General features: G+C 67.1%; 14 protein-coding genes. 13 read left to right on the top strand and 1 reads right to left on the bottom strand.

Going from position 1 to position 25,754, the window contains the following annotated elements:
- The first annotated feature begins 194 nt into the window (after positions 1-194).
- The 8 genes from OG405_RS25110 (at position 195) to OG405_RS25075 (ending at position 15,460) form a co-directional block, all read left to right on the top strand.
- Positions 195-1,217, top strand: coding sequence for an alpha/beta hydrolase (locus OG405_RS25110; protein WP_327148876.1), 1,023 nt, complete (start codon positions 195-197; stop codon positions 1,215-1,217).
- Positions 1,218-1,399: 182 nt separating this feature from the next.
- Complete coding sequence (locus OG405_RS25105) at positions 1,400-3,250, top strand: alpha/beta hydrolase-fold protein (RefSeq protein WP_327148875.1); 1,851 nt, start codon at positions 1,400-1,402, stop codon at positions 3,248-3,250.
- Positions 3,251-3,737: 487 nt separating this feature from the next.
- Entirely contained in the window at positions 3,738-4,274 is a 537-nt protein-coding gene (locus OG405_RS25100) for a DUF732 domain-containing protein (protein WP_327148874.1), read from the top strand.
- Positions 4,275-4,283: 9 nt separating this feature from the next.
- Entirely contained in the window at positions 4,284-5,270 is a 987-nt protein-coding gene (locus OG405_RS25095) for a cutinase family protein (protein WP_327148873.1), read from the top strand.
- A gap of 170 nt (positions 5,271-5,440) precedes the next feature.
- A complete protein-coding gene (locus OG405_RS25090) occupies positions 5,441-6,460 on the top strand; it encodes an LLM class F420-dependent oxidoreductase (protein ID WP_327148872.1) in 1,020 nt (339 codons plus the stop codon).
- Between the two features lie 188 nt (positions 6,461-6,648).
- Positions 6,649-8,559 (top strand): long-chain-fatty-acid--AMP ligase FadD32, encoded by a 1,911-nt coding sequence (fadD32, locus tag OG405_RS25085; RefSeq protein WP_327148871.1) that lies wholly within the window; start codon positions 6,649-6,651, stop codon positions 8,557-8,559.
- A 110-nt stretch (positions 8,560-8,669) separates the two neighbouring features.
- A complete protein-coding gene (pks13, locus tag OG405_RS25080) occupies positions 8,670-13,919 on the top strand; it encodes a polyketide synthase Pks13 (RefSeq protein WP_327148870.1) in 5,250 nt (1,749 codons plus the stop codon).
- Entirely contained in the window at positions 13,916-15,460 is a 1,545-nt protein-coding gene (locus OG405_RS25075) for an acyl-CoA carboxylase subunit beta (protein ID WP_327148869.1), read from the top strand. Before pks13 ends, OG405_RS25075 begins: the two co-directional genes overlap by 4 nt.
- 60 nt (positions 15,461-15,520) lie before the next feature.
- Here OG405_RS25075 and OG405_RS25070 read toward each other — a convergent pair whose 3' ends face one another.
- The gene (locus OG405_RS25070; protein ID WP_327148868.1) at positions 15,521-16,021 is read right to left on the bottom strand and encodes a peptidylprolyl isomerase; all 501 of its coding nucleotides are present in this window, start codon (positions 16,019-16,021) and stop codon (positions 15,521-15,523) included.
- Between the two features lie 193 nt (positions 16,022-16,214).
- Between OG405_RS25070 and OG405_RS25065 the strand changes: the two genes are divergently transcribed.
- The 5 genes from OG405_RS25065 to OG405_RS25045 all read left to right on the top strand — a co-directional run bounded on the left by OG405_RS25065 (position 16,215) and on the right by OG405_RS25045 (position 25,704).
- Positions 16,215-19,532 (top strand): arabinosyltransferase domain-containing protein, encoded by a 3,318-nt coding sequence (locus OG405_RS25065; protein ID WP_442790607.1) that lies wholly within the window; start codon positions 16,215-16,217, stop codon positions 19,530-19,532.
- Between the two features lie 81 nt (positions 19,533-19,613).
- Positions 19,614-19,838, top strand: a complete 225-nt coding sequence (locus OG405_RS25060; protein WP_327148867.1) for a type II toxin-antitoxin system VapB family antitoxin — start codon at positions 19,614-19,616, stop codon at positions 19,836-19,838.
- On the top strand, positions 19,835-20,263 hold the full coding sequence (locus OG405_RS25055) for a PIN domain-containing protein (RefSeq protein ID WP_327148866.1): 429 nt from the start codon (positions 19,835-19,837) through the stop codon (positions 20,261-20,263). Before OG405_RS25060 ends, OG405_RS25055 begins: the two co-directional genes overlap by 4 nt.
- A gap of 118 nt (positions 20,264-20,381) precedes the next feature.
- Positions 20,382-22,382 (top strand): galactan 5-O-arabinofuranosyltransferase, encoded by a 2,001-nt coding sequence (locus OG405_RS25050; RefSeq protein ID WP_327148865.1) that lies wholly within the window; start codon positions 20,382-20,384, stop codon positions 22,380-22,382.
- A 94-nt stretch (positions 22,383-22,476) separates the two neighbouring features.
- On the top strand, positions 22,477-25,704 hold the full coding sequence (locus OG405_RS25045; protein WP_327148864.1) for an arabinosyltransferase domain-containing protein: 3,228 nt from the start codon (positions 22,477-22,479) through the stop codon (positions 25,702-25,704).
- Positions 25,705-25,754: the final 50 nt, after the last annotated feature.

Raw genomic sequence — 25,754 nt, 5'->3', positions numbered from 1 at the left:
GATCAGCACGGCCTTGCCTAGGCTCGATGAGGTCGAATAAGGTCCACCGAGCACATCTGTGACCAGATCGTTGTAGCGCTGTCGGCCCCATGGTTGGTCGGGACCCGGCCGCCGGCGCCACCGAGGAGAAACGGGGGTGTTGTCCGCACAGCGGTAGCGAACAACGCCACAACAGCAGAAAGAGAGCAGAATTCATGCGTTTCGGCAGGGCAGCCGGCCCGAAGAGAAGTACCGGGCCCTCGCGGGCACCCCGCGGTTGGCGTAGCCGGATTCTGGCTATCGGTGCGGCAGTGCTCGCGCTACCGGTCGCGGCAGGTATCGCGGCTCCGACTGCCGCGCTGGCCTCGCCCGCGGCACCGGTGAAGCGCGGCGCTTTCGAAGAACTGCTGGTTCCCTCGAGCATGGGCCCGATCAAGGTTCAGGTGCAGTGGGCGGCCCGCGGCGGCAACGCCGGGCTCTACCTGCTCGACGGCCTGCGTGCGCGCGACGATCGCAACGCCTGGTCGTTCGAGACCAACGCGCTGCAGCAGTTCGGCAACGACAACATCTCCCTGATCATGCCGGTCGGTGGACAGTCGAGCTTCTACGCCGACTGGTACTCGCCCAGCAACACCAACGGTCAGAAGTTCACCTACAAATGGGAGACCTTCCTGACCCAGGAGCTCCCGGCCTTCCTCGAGGGCCACGGCGTCTCACGCACCAACAACGCGATCGCGGGCCTGTCCATGGGTGGCAGCGCCGCGCTGGCCCTGGCCGCCTACCACCGCGACCAGTTCCGTTCGGCAGCCGCCTACTCCGGCTACCTGAACATCTCGGCACCGGGTATGCGCGAAGCCATCCGTATCGCCATGCTGGACGCGGGCAAGTTCAACGTCGACTCGATGGCTGCCCCCTGGAGCCCGGCGTGGCTGCGGATGGACCCGTTCGTCTTCGCCCCGCAGCTGCGCGGCCTGCCCATGTACATCTCGGCGGCCAGCGGCCTGCCCGGCCCGTACGACAAGCCGGCCGGTGCGGTCGGTGCGTTCAACACCGGTAACGCCATGGCGCTGGAAGCCCTCTCGCTGGTGAACACCCGGGCCTTCCAGGCGCGGCTGAAGACCCTGGGCATCAACGCCCACTTCGACTTCCCCAGCGTGGGTACCCACTCCTGGAAGTACTGGGAAAGCCAGCTCTTCGCCTCGCGTCAGATGTTCCTGGATTCCACCAACGGCTGGTGATCGAAGATATGCCATTCGGTTGCCGCTGAACCGATAGCTCTGCCAAACGGCACCACCTGCTTCCTATCGAAGCAGGTGGTGCCGTTGTCGTATGCCGTCACGGCAGAGGTGAACTGATTTGCTGTCCGCGCGTCTTACCGCATATCCGCATGCCACGGCGGTACAAACAGTGGGTGGCAGGGATGACACGCGTTACCCGGCGGACGACAGGCCGGTCCCGTGGACGTGCCCGGCGGCAGCTGACGGCCTGGGCGGCCGCGCTGGTGCTTCCCTTCGCCGCCGTCACGGCCCCGGCTCTCGCCCAGCCGACCGCCGCCGCGGCGCCCGCGACAATCCGCAATGTGGTCTGGCATACCGACCGCGATGTGGCCGTCTGGGTGAACTCGCCCGCCATGGGCGCTCCGATCCAGGTCCGGCTGTTGCTCGCCCGCGACTGGAATACCCAGCCGGACGCGAAGTTCCCGGTGCTGTACATGCTCGACGGATTGCGCGCCACCGACGACCAGAACGGCTGGATCTCCGATGCCGGCGCGGTGGATTTCTATGCCGATAAGAACACGACCGTCGTACTGCCGGTCGGCGGCCGATCGAGTTTCTACTCCGACTGGTTGCAACCCGACAACGGCAAGAACTACAAATGGGAGACCTTTCTCACCAAGGAACTCCCGCCGCTACTGGAGAGCCAGTGGCGCGCCACCTCCACCAGGGGAATCGCCGGACTCTCCATGGGCGGAACGGCCGCAATGTTCCTGGCCGCGCGCAATCCCGAGTTCGTGAAATACGCCGCCTCCTATTCGGGCTTTCTCACCACCACCAGCCTCGGGATGCCGCAAGCCATTCGGCTGGCAATGGTCGACGCCGGTGGGTTCGACTCCGCCGCGATGTGGGGTCCACCCGGCAGCCCTGAGTGGGAAGAACACGACCCCTTGCTGATCGCAGATCGGCTGAAAGGTAAATCGCTCTACATCTCCAGCGGAACCGGTGCCTCCGGCAAACACGACGAAGGCTCGGAAATACCGGGAGTGAGCACGAATATGTTCGGGATGGGTCTGGAGACACTGGCCCTGCTGACCTCACAGAACTTCGTGGAGAAAATCGGCGAACTGGGTATCCCGGCGACCGTCAACTATCGGGCAGCCGGGACCCACACCTGGCCGTACTGGGATTTCGAAATGCGCCAATCCTGGTCGCAGGCCGCCGGAGCGCTCGGAGTGCCGGCCGCGAAACCCGAATGCGCGATCGGCGGCGCGATCGCCGCAGCCGCCGGGGGCAACGGCTGGCTGGGCGACTGCCTCACCGGCGAATACCAAGTCCCCGGCGGCCTGGCCCAGGACTTCCGCCACGGCCGCGTCTTCTACTCACCCCACACCGGCGCGCAACCGGTGGCAGGCCGCCTCGGCGGCGGCTACCAGGCGGCGGGTGGGCCGCACGGCGGTCTGGGACTGCCGGTCGGCGGCGAACAGGCCCTCCCGGATGGGCGGGGCCGCTTCCAGCCGTTCCAGCACGGCTCCCTGTACTGGACCCCGGAGACCGGCGCACAGATGGTGCGCGGGGCGATCCTCGACGAGTGGGGACAGCAAGGTTTCGAGGGCGGCCCCGCCCGCTACCCGGTCGGGCCCGAGGTGAAAACACCCAACCGCGACGGCGCGGTTCAGTCCTTCGAAGGCGGACCCTTCTACTTCAGCCCCGCCACCGGCGCACACCGGGTAGAAGGCATGATCTTGGGCAAGTACTCCGAACTCGGTTTCGAGAACAGCTGGCTGGGCTTCCCCGCGGCACCCCAAGTTCCACTGAAGGACCTGGGACAGTTCACCAGGTTCGAAGGCGGATCCCTCTACTGGAGCCCGCTGTCCGGAACCTGGGGCGTGCGCAACGGACCGATCATGGATGCCTGGCGGGACTCGGGATACGAGGGCGGTCGGATCGGATTCCCGATCAGCGACGAGTTCGCGATTCCCGGTGGAGTACAACAGAACTTCCAGCGCGGCTTCGTCACTGTCCGGGACAATCGAGCGGAAGTACACGGGGGCTGAGTCTTTTGGCGGCGCCTGCGGCGCCGCGGGTCGAGGCCCCTGGAAGTCCCGCCGCTGCGCCCTCGAGACTCGCGCCTTCGGCGCATGCACTTTCGAGGGCGCAGCGGCGGGACGGGCCTCGACCTTTGTGGGCCTCGTAAGACTCGGCACCGGGTGTGTGGCTGGTTCGTGCAGGCGGCACATGCGAGTCCGCTGTCCGACCGTGTGAGCCGGCCCACTCTTTCTCCTCGCTCGGTCGGCGCGGCGGTCACCTTCACAAACCGGGCCGTTCGCCGTCCGTCGGGCTTGTTCGAACCGACCTCCGGGCCCCTCGACCGGCCGGGGAGTCGGCGCCACTCGGTGGTCTGGTATTACCCTCGGTGATCGCGGCCCGGGGCAACCCGCCGGGCCGGGACGCAAACCAGACGTCAACCCAGTGGTTCGGCGGCCCCGACTCGAGCGGCCGTGGACCCGCGCGCACCGCGCGCCGGAACACAGGATGGAATGTATGTATCGGACCCGAGGCACATTGCTCGGTGTGGTGGCGGCGGTCGCGGCCGCCGGATTGCTCGCCGGCTGCGGCGACGAGGAATCGACCGCGACCAGCACTCCCACACTGTCGACCCAGGCCGGAGCGCCGTCCGCGAGTTCGGCTCCGGCTCCTTCGGCCGAGAGTCCGGCTCCGGCTCCGGAGGGTGAGGCGCCGGCTCCCGAGCAGCCCGGCGAACCCGAGGCACCGGCCGAGGAGCCGGAGCGTCCCGCCCCGGTGCCGCCGGAGGCGACCCAATCCGGGCAGCTCGGCGAGAGAGAACAGACTTTCGTCGATGAGCTGGGCAAGCAGGGCGTGACCCCGTCGTCGCCGGATATCGCGTTGAGTATCGGCAATTACGTCTGCCAGGGTGTGGCTGCGGGGACTTCCGATGCCGATATGGTGACGTTCGTGAACGCGATGGCCGGTTCGGATCCGTCGTTCGACCCGGCGAAGATGCCGGTCGAGCAGGCGGGTCAGATCTACATCAGTACCGCTAAAGCGCACTACTGCTAGTGGTTGCCGATGAGTAGGGGACGTACCGGGCGCCGCCGACCGGCGGGTTGTCTGACTGTGCTCGTGGTGGGAGTCGTCGGGCTCGTCATCGTGATTTTGCTCTGGTATCTGCTGGCCGGCTGTCTGCGCGAGCCCGAACCCGGCCCGGGTCCCGAGCCCGGGCCTGGTGAACCGACCAGCCAGCCCGCGAGTTGCCCGGATGTGCAGATGATCTCGGTGCCGGGTACTTGGGAGTCCAACAGTGACGATGATCCGCACAGCCCGACGGCCAATCCCGCTTCGTTGATGCTGAATGTGAGCGGCCCGGTTCAGGAGCAGTTCCCGGCCGGGCGGGTCGATGTCTATACCGTCCCCTACATCGCGCAGTTCTCCAATCCGGTGGCGATCCCGCCGGACGGTCAGGCCTCCTACAACGTGAGCCGTACCGAGGGCACACGGCGGACCTTCGATTTCCTGACTCAGCGTCATCAGGAGTGTCCGCTCACCAACTATGTGCTGGCCGGGTTCTCGCAGGGTGCGGTCATCATCGGCGATATCGCCGAGCAGATCGGTAAGGGCAATGGCCCGGTGCCCGCGAGCCGGGTGCTCGGCGTCACGTTGATCGCCGACGGTCGGCGATCCGGCGAGACCGGGGAGGGGCAGCCGATCCAGGTCGGCACTCCGCCGCCCGGGGTCGGTGCGGAGGTGGCGTTGGCCGGTCTCACCGTGCCCGGGATCACCATGACGGGTGTGCGCAAAGGCGGGTTCGGGGAATTGGCGGACCGGGTGTACACGATCTGCGCGCCCGGTGATCTGATCTGCGACGCGCCCCGCAATGCGCTTACTCCGGCCAATATTCTGGGCAGTGTCGGCACCCTGACTCAGGCTGTGGGCAATCCCGTGCACAGCCTCTACCACAACTTCGTGGTCGATCCGGACGGTACGACCGCCACGCAGTGGGCGGCCGACTGGGCGGTCGGTCTGGTCGGTAGTGCGCCGTCGCCGCCGCATTCCTGATCCGCGGATGCCGGGGGCGGTGGCGGCGCGGCGGTCGTCTTGTGACAATTCACCGCCCTCAGCGTGTTCCCCGCCGTCCGGCAGGCTGTAAAGTGCGCTGGTGATCGCGCATCCCGGGCCCTGCGCCGGCTGGGGGCACGCAGACTTCCGATATCCAGGAGCATGAGTTCATGACAGAAGCCGCCGCACCGGTGGATGAGTTGAGCGCGCTGGGCACTCCGCTGCGTAAGTTCCGCTTCGCGGCCGCGGGTGAGGGAAACAAACAGGAGGGTGGCGCCCGCAAGTTCATCCAGACGGCGCAGCAGGCCGAGGAGTACGGCTACGACACCTTCGTGGTGCCCGATCATCTCGGGGACCAGATCGGTCCGATCGCCGCTCTCGGCGCGCTGACCCAGGCCACCGACCGGATCAGGTTGGGTACGTCGGTGCTGGCCAACGGTTTTCGGCATCCGGTGGTACTGGCCAAGGATCTGGCCACCATCGATGTGCTGTCCAAGGGCCGGCTCGAGGTCGGGATCGGGGCCGGCTGGAAGGCCGACGAGTTCGAGGCTGCCGGGCTGGACTACGACCGGCCGGGTGTCCGGCTGGCCAAGCTCGATGAGACGCTGACCATTCTGGACACGCTGCTGCGCGGCCAGGAGTGCACCTTCGAGGGCAAGTACTACCAGGTGCACGGCGTCAAGGGGACCCCACGGCCGCGGCAGGGCCCGCGCCCGCCGCTGTGCACCGGCGGCGGCGGGCCCAGGATGCTGAAGCTCGCCGCGAAGCACGCCGACATCATCTCCATCGTTCCGGTCACCACCTCGAACGGTAAGGGTCTGCTCTCGGGGATCACCCTCGAGAAGACGATCGAAAAGGTGAACCTGATCAAGGAAGCCGCCGGGGACCGGTTCGATCAGATCGAGCTGAACTGGGCGATCACGGCCATCGTGATCACCGACGACCGGGAGAAGACCGCCGAGATGGCGCTGTCGGCCATCGAACGCGGCCTGCATCCCGACCTCGAGGTGGATGTCGCGCTCTCCGTCGAGGAGATCTTGAACTCGCCGTATGTGGCGATCGGTTCGTTCGAGGAGATCGCCGACCAGATGCGACGTGTGCGTCAGCTCACCGGAATGTCCTATGTGGGCATATTCCCCACCCAGATGGACGCATTCGCTCCGGTGATTCCCTTGCTCCGGGAGGAGTGAGCAGCTCGTCTCTGTAACATGTCTCTGGTTTGAGAACATCTAGCCGATAGCGGTCACCGCGCAGACCGCACCCAAAACCCGCAGGGTCGGTTCTCGAATGGAGAGCGCCCGCGGCGAAAGCGAGTCGGGGCCCACACAGTAAATAGCGGCTATCGTGCCGTTGCCGCGTGTGCCTCGGAGGAGAAGGAATGGACGAGACTTTCGACGACTACCTGGACGAGAACGGGAACATCACAATTCCCGATGATCGCACCCTGGTCGATCACGTCGAGAAGCACACCCGTAACGACGCGAACACGCTGGCGTACCGCTACATCGATTACTCGCGCGAGCGCGACGGTGAGGCCCACGAGCTGACGTGGCAACAGTTCGGGGTCCGGCTGCGCGCGGTGGCCGGTCGCCTGCAGCAGGTCACCACTCCCGGTGACCGCGTGGCGGTGCTCGCGCCGCAGGGGCTCGACTATGTGATCTCTTTCTTTGCCGCCATCTACGCGGGCACTATCGCGGTGCCGTTGTTCGATCCGGACGAGCCGGGTCATACCGATCGGCTACACGCGGTGCTCGGCGACTGCCAACCGTCGGCCATCCTCACCGCCAGTTCGGCGGCTGCCGGGGTGCGTCAGTTCTTCCGTGCGCTGCCCGCCGCGCAGCGGCCGCGCATCATCGCCGTGGACGCGATTCCCGACAGTGTCGGCGACAGCTGGGTGCGCCCGGATATCGCGGTGGACGATATCGCCTACCTGCAGTACACCTCGGGTTCCACCCGGACCCCCGCCGGTGTGGAGATCACCCACCGCGCGGTGGGCACCAACCTGTTGCAGATGGTCGACGCCATCAATCTCGACTGGAACTCGCGCGGCGTCACCTGGCTCCCGCTGTTCCACGATATGGGCCTGCTGACCGTGATCCTGCCGGCCGTGGGCGGCAAGTTCATCACCATCATGTCGCCGGCGTCGTTCGTGCGGCGCCCGTACCGGTGGATCAAGGAGTTGGCCGCGGCCTCCGACGGCGCGGGCACCTTCGCCGCCGCCCCGAACTTCGCCTTCGAGCACGCGGCTGTACGCGGTCTGCCCAAGAACGGTGAATCGCTGGATCTGTCCAATGTGATCGGCCTGATCAACGGCAGCGAACCGGTGACCACCTCGTCGATGAAGAAGTTCAACGACGCGTTCGCGCCCTACGGATTGTCCAAGACGGCGATCAAACCGTGCTACGGAATGGCCGAGGCCACCCTGTTCGTCTCGGCGACCAAGTCCGACGACGAAGCCAAGGTCACCTATGTGGACCGCAATGAACTCAACGCCGGACGGATGGTCCGCGTCGACCAGGGCGATGATAGTGCGATCGCCCAGGTGAGCTGCGGTTATGTGGCCAAATCGCAGTGGGCGACGATCGTCGATCCGGAATCGGTCGACGGTGACCCCCGGGAGCAGCCCGACGGTCATGTGGGTGAGATCTGGTTGCACGGCAACAATATGGGCATCGGGTACTGGGGCCGGGAGACCGAGACGGCGGCGACCTTCCGGAACAAGGTCGTCATCCCACTGGCCGAGGGCAGCCATGCCGACGGCACCACGCCCGACGCCCACTGGATGCGCACCGGCGACTTCGGGGTCTATTTCGACGGCGAGCTCTACATCACCGGCCGGGTCAAGGACCTGGTGATCGTCGACGGACGTAACCACTACCCCCAGGATCTGGAGTTCTCCGCCCAGGAAGCCAGCAACGCGCTGCGCCCCGGGTTCGTCGCGGCGTTCTCGGTACCGGCCAACCAGCTGCCGGCCGAGGTGTTCGCGCAGGGCAGTCATTCGGGCCTGAAGTTCGATGCCGACGACGCCTCCGAGCAGTTGGTGATCGTGGCGGAACGCGGCCCGGGCGCCGGTAAGGCCGATCCACTGCCGATCGCCGACGCGGTGCGTGCTTCGATCTCGCAGCGTCACGGTGTGACGGTGCGTGATCTGCTGCTGGTGCCGGCCGGTTCGATTCCACGTACCTCCAGCGGCAAGATCGCCCGGCGCGCATGCAAGACCGCATACGTCGAGGGCACCCTGCGGGGCGGCTACACCCAGCAGGCTTTCCCGGACGCGCCCGAGGACTAGGCCGACGAGCCGGGTCGCGACCTCGAGTGAGCGAAGCGAAGCGCCCATCCACCACAGCGTTGCGCAGGCTGTTGCCGGGCACCGCGTACAGACAGGTAGCTTGAGGACTGATGGCTGATAACGAGGGCATGTCGCCGGATACGACCGAGAACCTTCCCGTCACCGAGGAGGATCGCGCCGCCGGGACCGGCGACGTGCCCTCGTCCGGCGATACGGCACCGGGCGTCGAGCTCTCGGTCGCCGAGCTGCGGGAATGGTTGCGGGGCTGGGTCGCCGAAGCCACCGGGCAGTCGCTCGACAAGATCTCCGTGGACCGGCCGATGGAGGAGTTCGGGCTGGCGTCGCGGGACGCGCTGGCGCTGGCCGGTGAGATCGAGGAACTCACCGGTGTGATGCTGAACGCGACCGTGGTCTACCAGCATCCGACGATCGCCTCGCTGGCCGAGGTGATCGTCAACGGTCCGCCGGAGCCCACCTTCGAAGCCACCGACGAGCAGTTCTACACCGCCGGCCACGCCCCGGGTGAAGCGCGCGATATCGCGATCGTGGGCCTGTCGACCCGGCTGCCGGGTGCGGGTGACACTCCGGAATCCACCTGGGATTTCCTGATCAACGGCGGCGATGCCATCCGCGATCTCCCGCAGGGGCGCTGGGCGGAATTCCTGAGCGAACCGCAGCTGGCGCAGGCGGTGGCCGAGGGTAATACCCGCGGCGGTTATCTGGAACAGGACGTCGTCACCGGCTTCGACGCCGAGTTCTTCGCGATGTCGCCGGTCGAGGTCGAGCGGATCGATCCGCAGCAGCGGCTCGTGATGGAACTGACCTGGGAGGCGCTCGAGCACGCCCGGATCCCGGCCAGTGATCTGCGCGGTGAATCGGTCGGCGTGTACATCGGCACCTCCACCACCGATTTCCAGCTGGTCGCCGCGATGAGCCTGGGTGATACCGATCCGAACGTTCCGGCTTCGGCCGAGGGCTACAAGATCACCGGCAGCGCCAGCAGCATCATCGCCAACCGCGTTTCCTACTTCTACGATTTCCGCGGCCCGTCGGTGGCGGTGGATACCGCCTGCTCCTCGACCCTGGTCGCGGTGCACCAAGCCGTGCAGGCGCTGCGCACCGGGGACGCCGACGTCGCGCTGGCCGGTGGGGTGAACATGCTGCTCATCCCGATGACCACGCTCGGTTTCGACAAGATCGGCGCGGTGGCGAAGGACGGCCGGATCAAGGCGTTCTCGTCCGACGCGGACGGGATGGTTCGCTCCGAGGGCGCCGGTCTGGTGGTGCTCAAACGACTCGCCGACGCCGAACGCGACGGCGACAACGTTCTCGGCGTGATCAAGGGTTCGGCGGTCAACAGCGACGGCCGGTCCAACGGGCTCCTCGCCCCGAATCCCGACGCCCAGGCCGATGTACTGCGCCGCGCCTACCGGGACGCCGGTATCGTGCCGTCCACCGTCGACTATATCGAGGCCCACGGCACCGGCACCCTGGTCGGCGACCCGCTCGAGGCCCAGGCGCTGGGCCAGGTGGTCGGCGCCGGTCGCGCCGCCGACGCACCCGTGCTGCTGGGTTCGGTGAAGACCAATTTCGGGCATCTGGAATCCGGGGCGGGCGCGGCGAGCCTGGCCAAGGTACTCCTGTCGTTCCAGCACGATGTGCTGCCCGCCACCATCAACTACGCCGGGCCGAACCCGTACATCCCATTCGAACAGGCCCGTTTGAAGGTGGTCGAGGAGCCGACTCCGTTCCCGCGCTACAGCGGTACCGCGACGGTCGGTATCTCCGGCTTCGGCTTCGGCGGCACCAATGCGCACCTGGTCGTACAGGAGTACGTACCGGCCGCGCCGTTGGCGGTCTCCGAGCCGTTCCTACCGGATGCGGACGAAGACACGCTGGAGGTGGTGAGCACCGATGTGGTCGCCGAGGCCGAGACGGTCGCCGCCGACGCCGCCCCCGAACCCGAATGGTCGGCCGACCGGGCCGAACCGCTGCCGGTGGTCCTGGCGGTCTCCGCTTATCTGCCCTCGCGCCGCCGCCGTGCCGCCGCGGACCTGGCGGACTGGCTGGAATCCGAAGCGGGACAGCGGACTCCGCTGGCGGATGTGGCCCGGTCGCTGGCCAAGCGCAGCCATTGGCGTTCGCGCGGTGTGGTGCTGGCCAAGGACCACACCGAGGCGGTGGCCGGCCTGCGGGCGATCGCCACGGGTAAACCGGGGCAGGGTGTTTTCACCGCCGACGCCCCGGCCGCGCAGGGCCCCATGTGGGTGATGGCCGGTTTCGGTGCCCAGCACCGGAAGATGGGCAAACAGCTGTATCAGGAGAACTCGATCTTCCGGCGCACCGTCGACGCGGTCGACGAACTCGTGCAGGACGAATCCGGGTACTCGGTGCGCGAGATGATTCTCGACGACACCCAGGACTACGACGTGGGCACCTCCCAGGTCGGGATCTTCACCATCCAGCTCGGTCTCGCCGCGGTGTTGCGCGCGCACGGCGCCGAACCGGCCGCGGTGGTCGGGCATTCGATGGGTGAAGTCGCCGGGGCCTATATCGCCGGCGGTCTCCCGCTGGAGGACGCGGTGCGCACCATCTGCGCGCGTTCGCGGCTGATGGGCGAGGGCGAGCAGATGCTCTCCGACGCCGATGTGCGAAATATGGCACTGGTCGAGATGGGTGCCGACGAGGTCGCCGCGCTGCTGCCGGAGTTCCCCGATGTCGAGGTCGCGGTGTACGCGGCGCCGACCAATACGGTGATCGGTGGTCCGGTGGACCAGGTCTCGGCCATTGTCGGCCGGGTGGAGGCCGCGGGCAAATTCGCCCGTGTCCTGCAGACCAAGGGTGCCGGGCACACCTCCCAGATGGACCCGCTGCTGGGCGAACTGGCTGCCGAACTGGCCGGGATCGAGCCCACGAAACTGAAAGTCGGCCTGTACTCGACGGTCGACAAGGAGCAGTACTACGCGCCCGGACACGACGCGGTGCACAACGAGAACTACTGGGTGAAGAACATGCGGCACAGCGTGTACTTCACCAACGCGGTGAAACTCGCGGTCGATTCCGGGGTTACCACGTTCCTGGAACTGGCACCGAATTCGGTCGCGCTGATGCAGGTCCTGGGGACCACCTTCGCTGCCGGACTGCCGGACGCGCAGCTCATTCCGACACTGAAACGCAAAGAAGACGAATCCGCCGGAGTGATCGCCGCACTGGCGCAGCTGTACGTGCACGGACACTCGGTGGATCTCGTCTCTCTGGTACCGGCCGGGTCTTACGCCGATATTCCGCGCACCGCGTTCGTGCGCAAACCGTTCTGGCCCAAGGTCAGCGGTTTCTCCGCCGGTGGGAGCACTCGGGCGCCGGGTGCCGCGGTCGCGCTGCCGGATGGGCGGCACGTCTGGGAGGTTCAGGCCGCGGCCGTGGACGATCTGCCCACACTGGTGTGGTCGGCCGCGACGCAGGTGCTCGCGGATGTGAATCCGGGTGCCAGCGTGGCGCATGCGCCGCTGCCCGCGACCGGAACTCTCACCACAACCCTGACGCCGCACCCCGGTGGCGCGTCCGTCCAGGTGCACGCTCGTGACGGCGCGCTGTTCCGGCTGCTGTTCGACGCGGTGGTCACCTCCGGTGCCGCGCTGCCCGCCCCGGCCGAACCGGCCGTGCGTCCGCCCGCGCTCACCGAATCCGAGGTCGTCGAGGTCGTCGATACGGCGGGCTTCGGAGATCGGTGGAGTCCGGACAGTGGCCAGACGGTGGACGAGCGGCTGGCACTGATCGTCGCCGAATCCATGGGCTACGCGGTCGAGGATCTGCCGATGGAGATCCCGCTCATGGAACTCGGGCTGGACTCGCTGATGGCCATGCGGATCAAGAATCGGGTCGAATACGAATTCGATATCCCGCAGCTGCAGGTTTCGGCCGTCCGCGACGCCAGCCTGCACGAGGTGGGCAAGGTGCTCCGCTACGCGATAGAGCACCGCGACCAGGTGCAGGAGATGGCCGATCAGCAGGCCAGCGGGGAATCCGGCGCGCTGAGCATGGACGACAACTTCGTGAACGCCGCCAAGGCCGCCATGGAGGCCGGACAGGACCCGGTGGCCGCGCTGGACCAGAGGACGGGCACCACCGAGGTCGAACCGGCGGCCAGCGAACCGGAACCGGCGGAACCGGCTGAACCGGCGGCCCCGGTGAGCCCCGCACCGAAGGCCGAGCCGGCCGCCGGTGCCGCGTTGTTCGGCGGCGGTGCCGCAGGCTCGGACGAGGACGACGTTCCGCCACGTGACGCGGCCGAACGTCTCACCTACGCGTCCTGGGCCACCATTACCGGCGAGTCGGCCGGGGGAATCTTCAACACCCTGCCGATCCTGGACGAGGACACCGCGGAGAAACTCGCGGCTCGTCTCACCGAGCGGGTCGGCGCGGAGATCACGGTCGACGACGTACTCGATTGCGAGACGATCGAACAGTTGGCCGATATCGTGCGGACCCTTCAGGACAGCGGTGCTGATGTGGACGGATTCGTTCGCCCGCTGCGGACCCGGTCCGAGGGGTCGGATGCTGTCCCGGTCTTCGTGTTCCATCCCTCCGGCGGAAACACTCTGGTCTACGAACCGCTGCTCAAGCGGCTCCCCGCCGATACACCCATGTACGGCTTCGAACGCGTCGAGGGCTCGATCGAGGAGCGTGCCCGGGAATACGTACCCGAACTGCGCAAACTCCAGGGTGACGGGCCGTACGTGCTCTACGGCTGGTCGCTGGGTGCTGTGCTCGCCATGGCCGTCGCGCAGCAGTTGCGTGCCGAGGGCGCCGATGTCCGTGTGCTCGGATTGATCGATCTCGCGATCCCCCGGGAGCCGGAGGACAACAGCTCGGCCGAACGTATCCGGCGGATGGAGCGCTATCAGGCGTTCGCCCAGAAAACCTACGGTGTAGAGGGCGAACTGGATACCGACCAACTGCGCGAACTCGCCGATGCGTCGCCGGAAGAGCAGTTCAAGATGGTGTCCGACCTCATCAAGATGACCGGTGCCAAGATCCCGGGCGGTGTGCTGGAGCATCAGCGGACTTCGTGGATCGAGGGCCGTGCTCTGCAGCAGGTACAACCGAGCCACTACGACGGCGATGTCGTTCTCTATCTGGCCGATCGCTATCACGACGGCATCATCGAGCTGGAGCCGCGCTTCGCCGACCGGCTTCCCGACGGCGGCTGGGACGAATATCTGCCCAACCTCGACATCGTGCACATCCCCGGCGACCACCTCCAGATCATCGATGAACCCCGGATCGGCCGGATCGGCGCGGACCTGACCGATAAACTCGCCCAGATCACCTCGAGTGCGGCTGGGAAAGGGAGCAAGTGAGCACGACTGCCGAGAAACTCGCCGATCTGCGTAAGCGGCTGGAATCGGCGCAGGAACCGGCGGGGGAGGCCGCCGTCGCGAAGCGGGCGCGTAAGGGCATCCCCAGTGCTCGCGACCGGATCAAGCTCCTGCTCGACCCGGGTTCGTTCGTCGAGATCGGAGCCCTGGTCCGCCGGCCCAGTGATCCGGACGCGCTGTACGGCGACGGTGTCGTGACCGGCCACGGGCTGGTCGACGGCCGCCCCGTCGCGGTGTTCTCCCATGATCAGACCGTGTACGGCGGATCGGTCGGCGAGATGTTCGGCCGCAAGGTGGCCGCGGTGATGGAGTACGCCGCCAAGGTCGGTTGCCCGCTGGTCGGTATCAACGACTCCGGTGGTGCGCGGGTACAGGAGGCAGTGTCCTCGCTGGCCTGGTACGCCGAACTTGCGACCCGGCAGGAAGGTCTGTCGGGGATGGTCCCGACGATCTCGCTGATCCTCGGCAAATGTGCCGGTGGCGCCGTGTACTCGCCGATCAATACCGACGTCGTTGTCGCCACCGAGGCGGCGTATATGTTCGTCACCGGCCCCAAGGTGATCCGTGAGGTCACCGGTGAGGATGTCAGCCTGGAGGAACTGGGCGGGGCGCACAGCCAGGCCCAGTACGGCAATATCCACCATGTCGCGGTGGACGAGCGGGCGGCGTTCGATTGGGTTCGCGAGTATCTGTCGTATATGCCGACCAGCTGCCAGGAACAGCCGCCGATCGTGAACCCGGGGCTGGAGCCGGAGACGACCGACTCCGACCGCGAACTGGATTCGATCGTGCCGGATTCGGACAACTCCGGATACGACATGCACGAGGTGCTGCTGCGGATCTTCGACGACGGCCATTTCCACGAATACGGTGCCGACGCGGGCCGCAACATCATTACCGGGTTCGCCCGGGTGGACGGCCGCAGTGTCGGCGTGGTCGCCAATCAGCCGATGGTGTACGCCGGAGCTCTCGATGCCCGGGCTTCGGACAAGGCCTCGCATTTCGTCCGGCTCTGTGACGCCTACGAGATCCCGCTGATCTTCGTGGTCGATACCCCCGGCTTCCTGCCCGGCGTGGAACAGGAGAAGGTCGGTGTCATCAAACGCGGCGGCCGGTTCCTGTTCGCCTTCGTGGAGGCGACCGTACCGAAGGTGACCGTGGTGATCCGCAAATCCTACGGTGGCGGCTACGCGGTGATGGGGTCCAAACAGCTGGGTGCCGATATCAACCTGGCCTGGCCCACGGCCCGGATCGCGGTGATGGGTGCGGAGAGCGCTGTCAGCCTCATCGGGGCAGCGCAGATCGCCGCCGCGCCCGAGGATCAGAAGGCGGCCGTGCGCCAGCAGATGATCGATTTCTACAACGCCACCATGGCCACCCCGTGGGTCGCCGCCGAGCGCGGTTTCATCGACGCGGTGATCGAACCGTCGCAGACCCGGCTGGAACTGCGGCGCGCGCTACACCTGTTGCGGGACAAGATCGTCATCCGCAACCCGCGCAAACATCACCTGCTGCCGCTGTAGCCGGTTCCGGTTCGGGTCGTCCCGATCGGAACAACCCGAACCGTCGCGTACGGATCGTGCTCAGCCGGCGATGGTCGCCGATTCGATGACCACGCTCTCCACCGGGACATCCTGGTGCATGCCCTGCGACGAGGTGGATACGGCGGCGATCTTGTCGACCACTTCGGTGCCGTCGACGACCTCGCCGAACACGGCGTATCCCCAGCCCTGGCCGGCCGGCTGGGTGTGATTGAGGAAGTCGTTGTCGGCGACATTGACGAAGAACTGCGCGGTCGCCGAATGCGGATCGTTGGTACGCGCCATGGCGACCGTGTACTTGTTGTTCTTCAGGCCGTTGGCGGCCTCGTTCTGGATGGGCTCCTGAGCCGGTTTCTGCTGCATCTGGCCGTCGAATCCACCGCCCTGGATCATGAAGCCCGGGATCACGCGATGGAAGATCGTGCCGTCGTAATGTCCCGACTTGACGTATTCGACGAAGTTACGGACGGTGTCCGGCGCCTTCGCCTCGTCCAGTTGGAGGCCGATGGTTCCGTAGTTCGTCTCGAGATTCACCTTGGTCATGCCCCTACCTTTCCATTACCGCCGCAATACCCCGCGCATAAGGGGGTGTTTCCCGGCCGATTGTGCCAGCCGCCCCTCTTTACCCCATTCCGGTGGTTTATATGCCCTGTATGCCGGGTGTGTTTTCACGCGGTTCGGGTACGCGCCGGGGCACCGCCCGGCCCCGCGCGCCGCATCCAAGTAGCATGCCAGCGTGCCAGAAGTCGCCACCGCAGTACTCACGAAGACGCCACCGGAGCCGGAACCGAAGGTCGCGCCCAAGGATTTCCGGATCGCGCGTCTCGTCGCGATCGTCACCGGTGTGCTGGGGGCGCTGTTCGCGATCGCCACGCCCTTTCTGCCCGTCACCCAGACCACGGCGACCCTGAGCTGGCCGCAGAACGACACGCTGGCGAACGTGCAGGCACCGCTCATGTCGCAGGTGCCGATCGATCTCACCGCGAGCATCCCGTGCTCGGCGGTGAACCAGCTGCCCCCGCAGGGCGGCATGCTGCTGGCCACCGCACCTCCGCAGGGTGACCGGGCCTCCCTCGAGGCGCTGTTCGTCCGCGTCTCCGAGACCACGGTCGATGTGGTGGACCGCAACGCGGTCGTGGCGACCGCCGACCGGGCGGAAATGGCGAACTGCTCGGCCATCACCATCCACTCCGACAGCACGGCCACCAGCGCCGCGTTCGAAGGGCTGACCACCGATACGGGCGAGCCCAACGCGGGCCGGCTGGTCGGGGATCTGCGCCCGCAGGTGGTCGGTGTGTTCACCGATATGACCGGGGGGATCCCGGCCGGGTTGAGCCTGGACTCGACGATCGACACCCGGTTCACCTCCAGCCCGACCTGGATCAAACTCGTCGCGATCATCGCAGCGGTGGTGTGCACGCTGCTGTCGCTGGTGGCGCTGGCGCGACTGGACACCAGCGACGGGCGCGGGCACCGTCGCTTCCTGCCCGCGCACTGGCTCAAACCGACCATCGCGGACGGCGGTGTGATCGGCACCCTGCTGATCTGGCATTTCCTGGGCGCCAACACCTCCGATGACGGCTACATCCTGAGCATGGTGCGGGTGGCGCCGGACGCGGGCTATATGGCCAATTACTTCCGCTGGTACGGCGTACCCGAGGCGCCGTTCGGCTGGTACTACTACGTGATCCAGCTGTTCGCCGAGGTCTCCACGGCCAGCCCGTGGGTGCGGTTGCCCGCCCTGGCCTGCGGGATTCTGTGCTGGATGGTGATCAGCCGCGAGGTGGTGCCGCGGCTGGGCAACGGACTGCGCGGAGCGCGCGGGCGGGCCTGGTTCGGCAGCGTTCCGCTGTGGACCGGCGGTCTGGTGTTCCTGGCGTTCTGGCTGCCCTACGACAACGGTCTGCGGTCGGAGCCCATCGTCGCCCTCGGCGCGCTGCTCACCTGGGTCTCCATCGAACGTGCCATCGCGACCGGGCGCCTGCTGCCCGCCGCCGTGGCGGTGGTGGTCGCCGCGTTCACCCTGGCCGCCGCGCCGACCGGTCTGATGTGTGTGGCCGCGCTGCTGGCGGGTATCCGGCCGCTCACCCGCATCGTCGTCCGCCGGCATCGAGAGCACGGGACGGTCGCGCTGCTGGCGCCGCTCGCCGCTGCCGGGTTCCTGGTGCTCACGGTGGTCTACAGCGATCAGACGTTCGCCGGTATCCAGGAAGCGAACCGGGTGCGGCAACTGGCCGGCCCCAACCTGGCCTGGTACGAGGACTATCTGCGCTACTACTACCTGTTCGTCGAAACCGTCGACGGTTCGCTGTCGCGGCGCTTCGCCTTCCTGGCGATGCTGCTGTGCCTGTTCACCACCATGCTGGTGCTGTTGCGCCGACGCCGGGTACCGGGGATCGCGGCCGCGCCCACCTGGCGGTTGATGGGCGTGGTGTTCGGCACGATCTTCTTCATGATGTTCAACCCCACCAAGTGGACCCACCACTTCGGCGCCTACGCCGGGATCGCGGGTTCGCTGGCGGCGGTGACCGCGGTAGCGGTGTCGGCATCGGCGCTGCGGGCGCGCAAGAACCGGGCGATCTTCCTGGCCGGGTTGTTGTTCACCCTCGCGCTGGCGTTCTCCGGTATCAACGGCTATTGGTACGTGTCCAGTTACGGGGTGCCCTGGTTCGACAAACGGGTCGTGCTCGGCGGTACCTCTTCCAACACCGTGATGCTGGTGTTGTTCGGGGCGGCGCTGCTGCTGGTGGCCTGGCATGTGCTACGCGAGGGGTATGCCAAACCGCCCACCTCCACGCGCACCGCCCGGGGACGCCGGGTCCGCAAGTTCGCGGCCATTCCGCTCACCCTGGTGGCCGCGGCGATGGTGCTGTTCGAGGTGCTCTCGATGGCCAAGGGCGCCTATTCGCAGTACCCGGCGTATTCGCTGGGCCGCGGCAATATCGACGCGCTCGCCGGCCGGACCGGCGGTCTCGCCAATGACGTACTGGTCGAGTCGAACGCCAATGCCGGGCGGTTGAACCCGATCATCGATCCGGCGCATCCGCCCACGAACCCGAACGATCCGCTGGCCGGTGTCGATCCGGTCGGGTTCGATCCCAACGGGGTTCCCGACGATCTGTCCGCCGACGCGGTCGAGGTGAAACCGGGTACCGGTAACACCTCCAGCCAGTCGGTGGGTGCCGCGTTCGCCGAAGGCCAGGCCGCGGGAACCGGTGGTGGTCAGGGCGCGCAGGGTGTGAACGGCAGCACCGTTGCCCTGCCCTTCGGCCTCGATCCGGCCGCCACACCGATCCTGGGCAGTTACCAGGACGGCGTACAGCAGCCCGCGTTCGTCTCGTCGAGCTGGTACGAACTGCCCGAACGCTCGCCCGATCATCCGCTGGTGGTCATCACCGCGGCTGGACGCATCCTGTCCTACGACGACACCGGTGCCATGCAGTACGGCCAGTCGCTGACCGTCGACTACGGCAAGCGGCAGCCCGACGGTTCGGTCACTCAGCTCGGGACCTACCTGCCCCGCGATATCGGCCCGTTCCCGTCCTGGCGCAACCTGCGCGTTCCGCTGGACGAGATCGCCCCCGAGGCCGACGCGGTCCGGGTCGTCGCCAACGATCCGATCCTGATCGGCGACCAGTGGCTGGCGTTCACCCCGCCGCGGGTACCGAAACTGGAGTCGGCCAACGATTACCTCGGTTCCGAGCAGCCCATCCTGCTCGACTGGGCGGTCGGTCTGCAGTTCCCGCGCCAGCGTCCGTTCCGCCATGTGAACGGGGTCGCCGAGGTGCCGAAGTTCCGTATCCTGCCCGACCGTCCGCTGGCGGTGAGCTCCACCAACACCTGGCAGGCCCAGGAGTTCGGCGGTCCGCTCGGGTTCTCTCAGATGCTGGCGAAGTCGACCACGATCCCGACCTATCTGAAGAACGACTGGGGTCGCGACTGGGGCACGCTGGAACGCTACGACCAGTACTACGACGCGGTACCCGCGCAACTGGCGACCGATACCGAGACCCGTAACGGGTTGTGGGATCCGGGCAAGCTCCGGGTTTTCTGATTCGCTGAACACACCCGCGACCGGACACCGCAATGTACAATTTACGGTGCCCGGTCGCTCATTTTTGTACAGGAGGTCGTGGTGTCGCTAACCCATATCGAGATCGACGATGAGGACCTGGAAACCGCCAAGAAACTAGGTGGGCACAAGACCAAGACAGCAGCGGTCGCCGAAGCCTTGCGTCAGTACAACCAACGCATGAGCCGCGCTGCCGCCGTGGACTACTACTTCGAACTGGCCCGTGACTGGGATATCGAAGGAGCCGAAGCCGCCCATGCGGCTGAGAAGAGAGCCGCCCGCCGGTGACAGGCTATCTGGTCGACTCTTCCGCGCTGTGGCGCATCTTGCGGGATCGCTCGGTCCTCGACCGATGGCGAAAAACTCTCGCCGACGGCGGATTTCGTTCCTGCTACCCGCAGCGCAGTGAATTTTTGACCTCGGCGCGAAATCTGAAGGAGTACTCGGAATTCTGCCGGATGTTCGACACCTTGTACCGAGATGCCACGGTTCCCGAAGGGGCGGGCCATTGGATCGGCACGGTGCAGCATTACGCGGCCGAACGAGGCAGTCACCGATCTTTGTCTGCCGTGGACCTGCAAGTTTGCGCTACCGCTGCGCATCACGGCCTGGTGATCGTGCACGATGACTCGGATTTTGTGACCGCAACCAGGCTGGCGGTCGAACTCCAGCAGGTCAATGTGCACGAGGGCCCGCCCGATTCCGGCTACTGATGCCCTGCTCACCGCGAGCTTCGATCCACCGCCTCGTGTGAACGGCGGTCCGCGCGAAGCCTGCACTAGGCTGACCGACGCCCAGTAGGTGGATCGGGAGCCGGAGGTAAGTACGCCGATGACGACGAGTCGCGGCGCGCGATTGGTGCGTCAGGTCGGGGCCGGAGTCGGCGAAGCTGTGCTGGCGACGGTGGTCGCCGTAGTGGTGGTCGCCGTCGGACTCATCGCGTTCTCGCTGGTGCAGTGGCCGGCATTCAATTCCTCCAATGTCGTGCGCGCGCTGACCACGGTGGGTCAGGTGGGGGCGGCGGCGCTCATCGCGGGTTCGATCGCCCTGCTGCGCCTGCGGCGTTCGCGACGACTGGCGAAACTGCTGTCCTGGACCGGTATCTCGGCGTTCGTGACGATCACCCTGGGGATGCCGCTCGCGGCGACGAAACTGTACCTGTTCGGGATCTCGGTGGACCAGGAGTTCCGGACCGAATATCTGACCCGGCTCACCGACAGCGCCGCGCTGCGGGATATGACCTACGCCGATCTGCCGCCCTTTTACCCAGCAGGTTGGTTCTGGCTCGGTGGCCGCGTGGCGAATGTGCTCGGGATGGACGGCTGGGAGGTCTTCAAGCCGTACGCGATCGGGTCCATCGCGGTGGCCGCGGTGGTATCGCTGGTGCTGTGGACTCGGCTCATCCGGACGGACTGGGCAGTGGGGGTCACCAGTGCGGTGACCGCGGTGGCGGTCACCTACGCCGCCCCGGAAGCCTACGGCGCGGTGATCGCCATCCTGCTGCCGCCGGTCCTGGTGCTGGCCTGGGGGGCGCTGTACCGGCCCGCCGAACTCACCCGTACCGCCGATAAGTCCGGCGGTCAGGCGACCGCGGGCGGCTGGGCAGCGGTGGTGGGTACCGGATTGTTCCTCGGGGTCGCCGCCGCCTGCTACACGCTGTATTTCGCCTTCGCGGTGTTCACCGTCACGCTCATGGCGGTGGTGGCCGCCGGACTCGGGCTTCGGGCGCGCTACGCCGCTCGGACCCCGCGCCGGATCGCGACACACACCGGGGAGTCGCACGCGCCGGTCGGCAGCGCGGGGCAGGCCATCGGCGCCCCGCTGCTGCGGCTGATCGTAATGGGGGTGATCGCCGCCCTGGTCGCGTTGCCGGTGTTCCTGCCGTTCCTGGTACGCATGCTGGACCGGCCGACGCTGCAATCAGGTGGTGCGTTCCACTATCTGCCCGAGGCCGGTTCCGAACTGCCGCTGCCGATGATGCATTTCTCGCTGCTGGGCGCGCTGTGCCTGATCGGTGTCATCTGGTTGGTGATGCGCGCGAATTCATCGCGGCGCGCGCAATCGCTGGGTCTCGGCGTGATCGCGGTGTACCTGTGGTCGCTGCTGTCGATGCTGGCTACCGTGGCCGGCTCGACGCTGCTGTCCTTCCGGCTGGAACCGGTGCTGCTGGTGCTGCTCGCGGCCGCGGGCGGATTCGGTTTCGTCGAGGGTGCCCGCGCGGTTTATCAGGCGCTCGACGAACCGGCGCGGTTCCGCTGGGTGGCCATCGCGCTGGCCACGGTGGGCGCGCTGGCCTACTGCCAGGACATACCCCATGTCCTGGCTCCCGAGATCACCACCGCATACACCGATACCGACGGCGACGGTAACCGCGCCGACCAGCGCGATCCTTCCGCCGTCCGGCACTACCGAAATATCGATGACGCGCTGCGGGCACAGACGGGTCGCGAACCGTCGGAAAATGTGGTGCTCACCGGTGACACCACCTTCCTCGCCTACTACCCGTACTTCGGGTTCCAGGGGATGACCTCGCATTACGCCAATCCGCTGGCCGATTACGCGGATCGGTCCGCGGCCATCGAAGAGTGGAGCGAAAAGGAGACACCGGGCGAACTTCTCGACGCGATGCGGGCCGCGCCGTGGCGCGCACCCGACGCCTTCTTGTTCCGGCGCAGCGGCGACGAGTACACGCTGCGGCTGGCTGCCGATGTGTATCCGAACGATCCGAACGTCAAGCGCTACACCGTCGCGTTCCCGGCGAAACTGTTCGACGACCCGCGGTTCACCACCACCGATATCGGCCCCTTCGCCCTGGTCGTCGTGAAACGCTGAGCCGTTCGGGCCGCCGCTCCGGCCGTGCGCGGCCCGGCGGATCGAGCACCGATTAGAGTCGAGCCCCGTGCGACCGGACCGAACTCCTCGAGCGTTGAACCGTATCCGCCTGCTGGCTCTGGTTTCCGGGCTACTCGGGTTCGTGCTGGCGATTGCGGCGCCGCTGCTGCCGGTGAGCCAGGACCGGACGAGCCTGGACTGGCCGCAGGCAGACGCGGCCAGTGTCGAGGCGCCGCTGGTGAGCTATCAGCCGTTGCGACTGGATCTCACGGTGCCGTGCCCAGTGCTGAACGGCGCCGAGGGCACCGTCGTGGAGACGGTTCCCGACGGTTCGGGCCAGTCGTCGGCGCGGGGGCTGCGCGTCACAGTGACCGGCGACAACCTGTCGGTAGTGCTGCGCGATGTGCCGTTGCTGTCCGCCGAGCGTGCGGAACTGGGCCGTTGTGACGCGCTGACGGTCACCTCGTCGGCTACGGTGACCACCGCCGAACTCACCGGTGCCACCCGCTCGGACGGAACGCCGTTCCGTGCGGAGGTGGGCCGGGATATCCGGCCGCAGATGGTAGGGGTGTTCACCGACCTCCCCGCGGCCCAACTCGACGGTATCCGGTTGCACGCCGACATCGATTCCCGCTTCACCTCGTCGCCGACCCCGCTCAAGATCGCCGCGATCGTCGGTGCGGTGCTGTTCACGGTGCTGTCCCTGGTCGCGCTGCATCTGCTCGACATCACCGACGGCCGCCGAGCACGCCGCTTCCTGCCCGCGCATTGGTGGCGCTTCCGGCTCGCCGACGGCGTGGTACTCGGTGTACTGGCCGGCTGGCACATCATCGGGGCCAACACCTCCGACGACGGCTACATCCTGAACATGGCCCGGGTCTCGGAGAAGTCCGGGTACCTGGCGAACTACTACCGCTGGTTCGGCGTCCCGGAGGCCCCGTTCGGCTGGTCCTACGAGGTGCTGGCCTGGATGACCCGTATCTCGGAGTCGAGCCCGTGGATGCGGTTGCCCACCCTGCTGGCCGGGATCGTGTGCTGGCTGGTGATCAGCCGGGAGGTGCTGCCCCGGCTGGGTGCCCGGGTACGCGGCAACCAGATCGCATTGTGGACCGCCGGCCTGGTGTTCCTGGCGTTCTGGATGCCCTACGACAACGGTCTGCGTCCGGAGCCGCTGATCGCGGCGGGGGCATTGCTCACCTGGTGTTCGATCGAACGCGCGATCGCGACCGCGCGGCTGCTGCCCGCCGCGATCGCGATCCTGATCGCGGCGTTCTCCCTGGCTGCCGGGCCGACGGGGCTGATCTGCATCGCGGCGCTGATCGCCGGATCCCGTCCCGTTCTGCAGATCATCATCGCCCGCGCCCGGGGTGGGGCGTCGCGGGGGCAGGCGCTGTGGCGGTACGCGAGCGTTATCGCGCCGGGTCTGGCCGCCGGAACCCTGGTGCTGGTGGTCATCTTCGCCGACCAGACGCTGTCGACCGTGATGGAGGCCACCCGGGTCCGGACGGCGGTCGGCCCGAATGTGGCCTGGTTCGATGAGCGCACCCGCTGGGATTCGCTGCTCATGCTGTCGCCGGACGGCTCGCTGGCGCGTCGCTTCGGCGTCCTGTTGATGCTGCTCTGCCTGCTGGTGTGCGTGCTACAGGTCTTGCGCAAGGGCCGGATCCCCGGGACCTCCCGCGGGCCTTCGGTGCGGATCCTGGGCATCGTTTTCGCCTCGCTGCTGCTGATGATGTTCACGCCCACCAAGTGGACCCACCATTTCGGCGTGTACGCGGGCCTGGCCGGTTCGCTGGCCGGGCTGGCCGCGGTCGCGGTGGGCACCAACGGTATCCGGGCTCCGCGCAACCGCGCACTGTTCGCCGCCGCTGTGCTGTTCCTGCTGGCGATCACATTCACCGGGTCGAACGGCTGGTGGTATGTGTCCAGTTACGGTGTCCCGTGGTGGGACAAGGCACCGCTGATCGCGGGCAAGGGCCTGTCCACCCTGTTCCTCGGCCTGGCCGTACTCGCGCTGCTGGTGGCGTTGTGGCTGCACTATCGCGCGCCCTATCGCGGCGGTCCGCCGTCGCGGTCGGCCCGGTATGCCTCGGCCCCGCTCACGATGGCCGCGGCCCTGCTGGTGCTGTTCGAGATCGCCTCGCTGACCAAGGCCGCGGCCGGGCAGTACCCGGCCTACTCCATCGCCAAATCGAATACCCGTGCCCTGGCAGGTGATTCGTGTGGTCTGGCCGACGATGTGCTGGTGGAGACCGATACCGCCGACTCCCTGCTGCTCCCCTACGAGGGGGATCCCGCCGACGGCCTGGTCTCCACCGACCCCGACGCGCAGACCGAAGGGTTCACCCCGGACGGCGTCGCCGAGGATCTGACCGCCGATGCCGAGGAGACCACCTCCGGCGGTGCGAATACCGTCGAATCCGATACCGAGAACAAAACCACCGACACGACCGGCGCCGGTACCGGCGGTGGTACCACGGTCCGGACCGGCATCAACGGTTCCACGGTGGCGCTGCCGTTCGGCCTCGACCCGGCCCGCACCCCGGTGCTCGGCAGCTACCAGGACGGTGACCAGCAGCAAGCGGAACTCACCACCCAGTGGTACCGCCTGGACCTCACCGACGAGATGCGGGCCGACCCGGCCTATCGGGTGCTGGCCCTGACCGCCGCCGGGCGGATCAAATCGGTGGACGCCGACGGCGTGCTCACTTACGGCCAGGACCTCACCGTGGAGTACGGAACGCGCAACTCCGACGGGACCATGACGGTGCTCGGGTCGGTGACCCCGCTCGATATCGGCCCCAACCCGTCGTGGCGCAATCTGCGGGTGCCCTTGGACCAGTTGCCCCGGGAGACGAACGCGGTCCGCGTGGTGTCGGTGGACAACGACATCACCGCCCGGCAGTGGCTGGCCGTCACACCGCCCCGCCTGCCGCGCCTGGCCACGCTGGACTCTGTTGTGGGACATACCGACCCGGTTCTGCTGGACTGGCATGTCGGCCTGGCCTTCGGCTGCCAGCGGCCGTTCGATCACAGTCACGGCGTCGCGGAGGTGCCGCGCTGGCGGATCCTGCCGGATCGGGTCGGTTCCGATGCCTCCAACGCGTGGCAGGACCATATCGGCGGCGGTCCGCTCGGCTGGACCGAGCTACTCCTGGAAGCCGATTCGGTCGCGACCTATCTGTCCGACGACTGGGCCCGGGACTGGGGTTCGCTCGAACGGTTCAGGCCGTATCGCCCCGACGCCGGACCCGCCGAACTGACCGTCACGCAAGAGGATCGGAGCGGTGCGAGCGCCGATGATCCGATCCGGGTGAGTTGAACGGGGTTGTGCTACATCGAGACTCGTCTATCAAGTGGGATGGATCACAT

Origin of the sequence: Nocardia sp. NBC_01329 (assembly GCF_035956715.1) — a bacterium.
Lineage (GTDB): Bacteria > Actinomycetota > Actinomycetes > Mycobacteriales > Mycobacteriaceae > Nocardia.
This window is presented reverse-complemented; position numbering and strand designations above follow the sequence as displayed.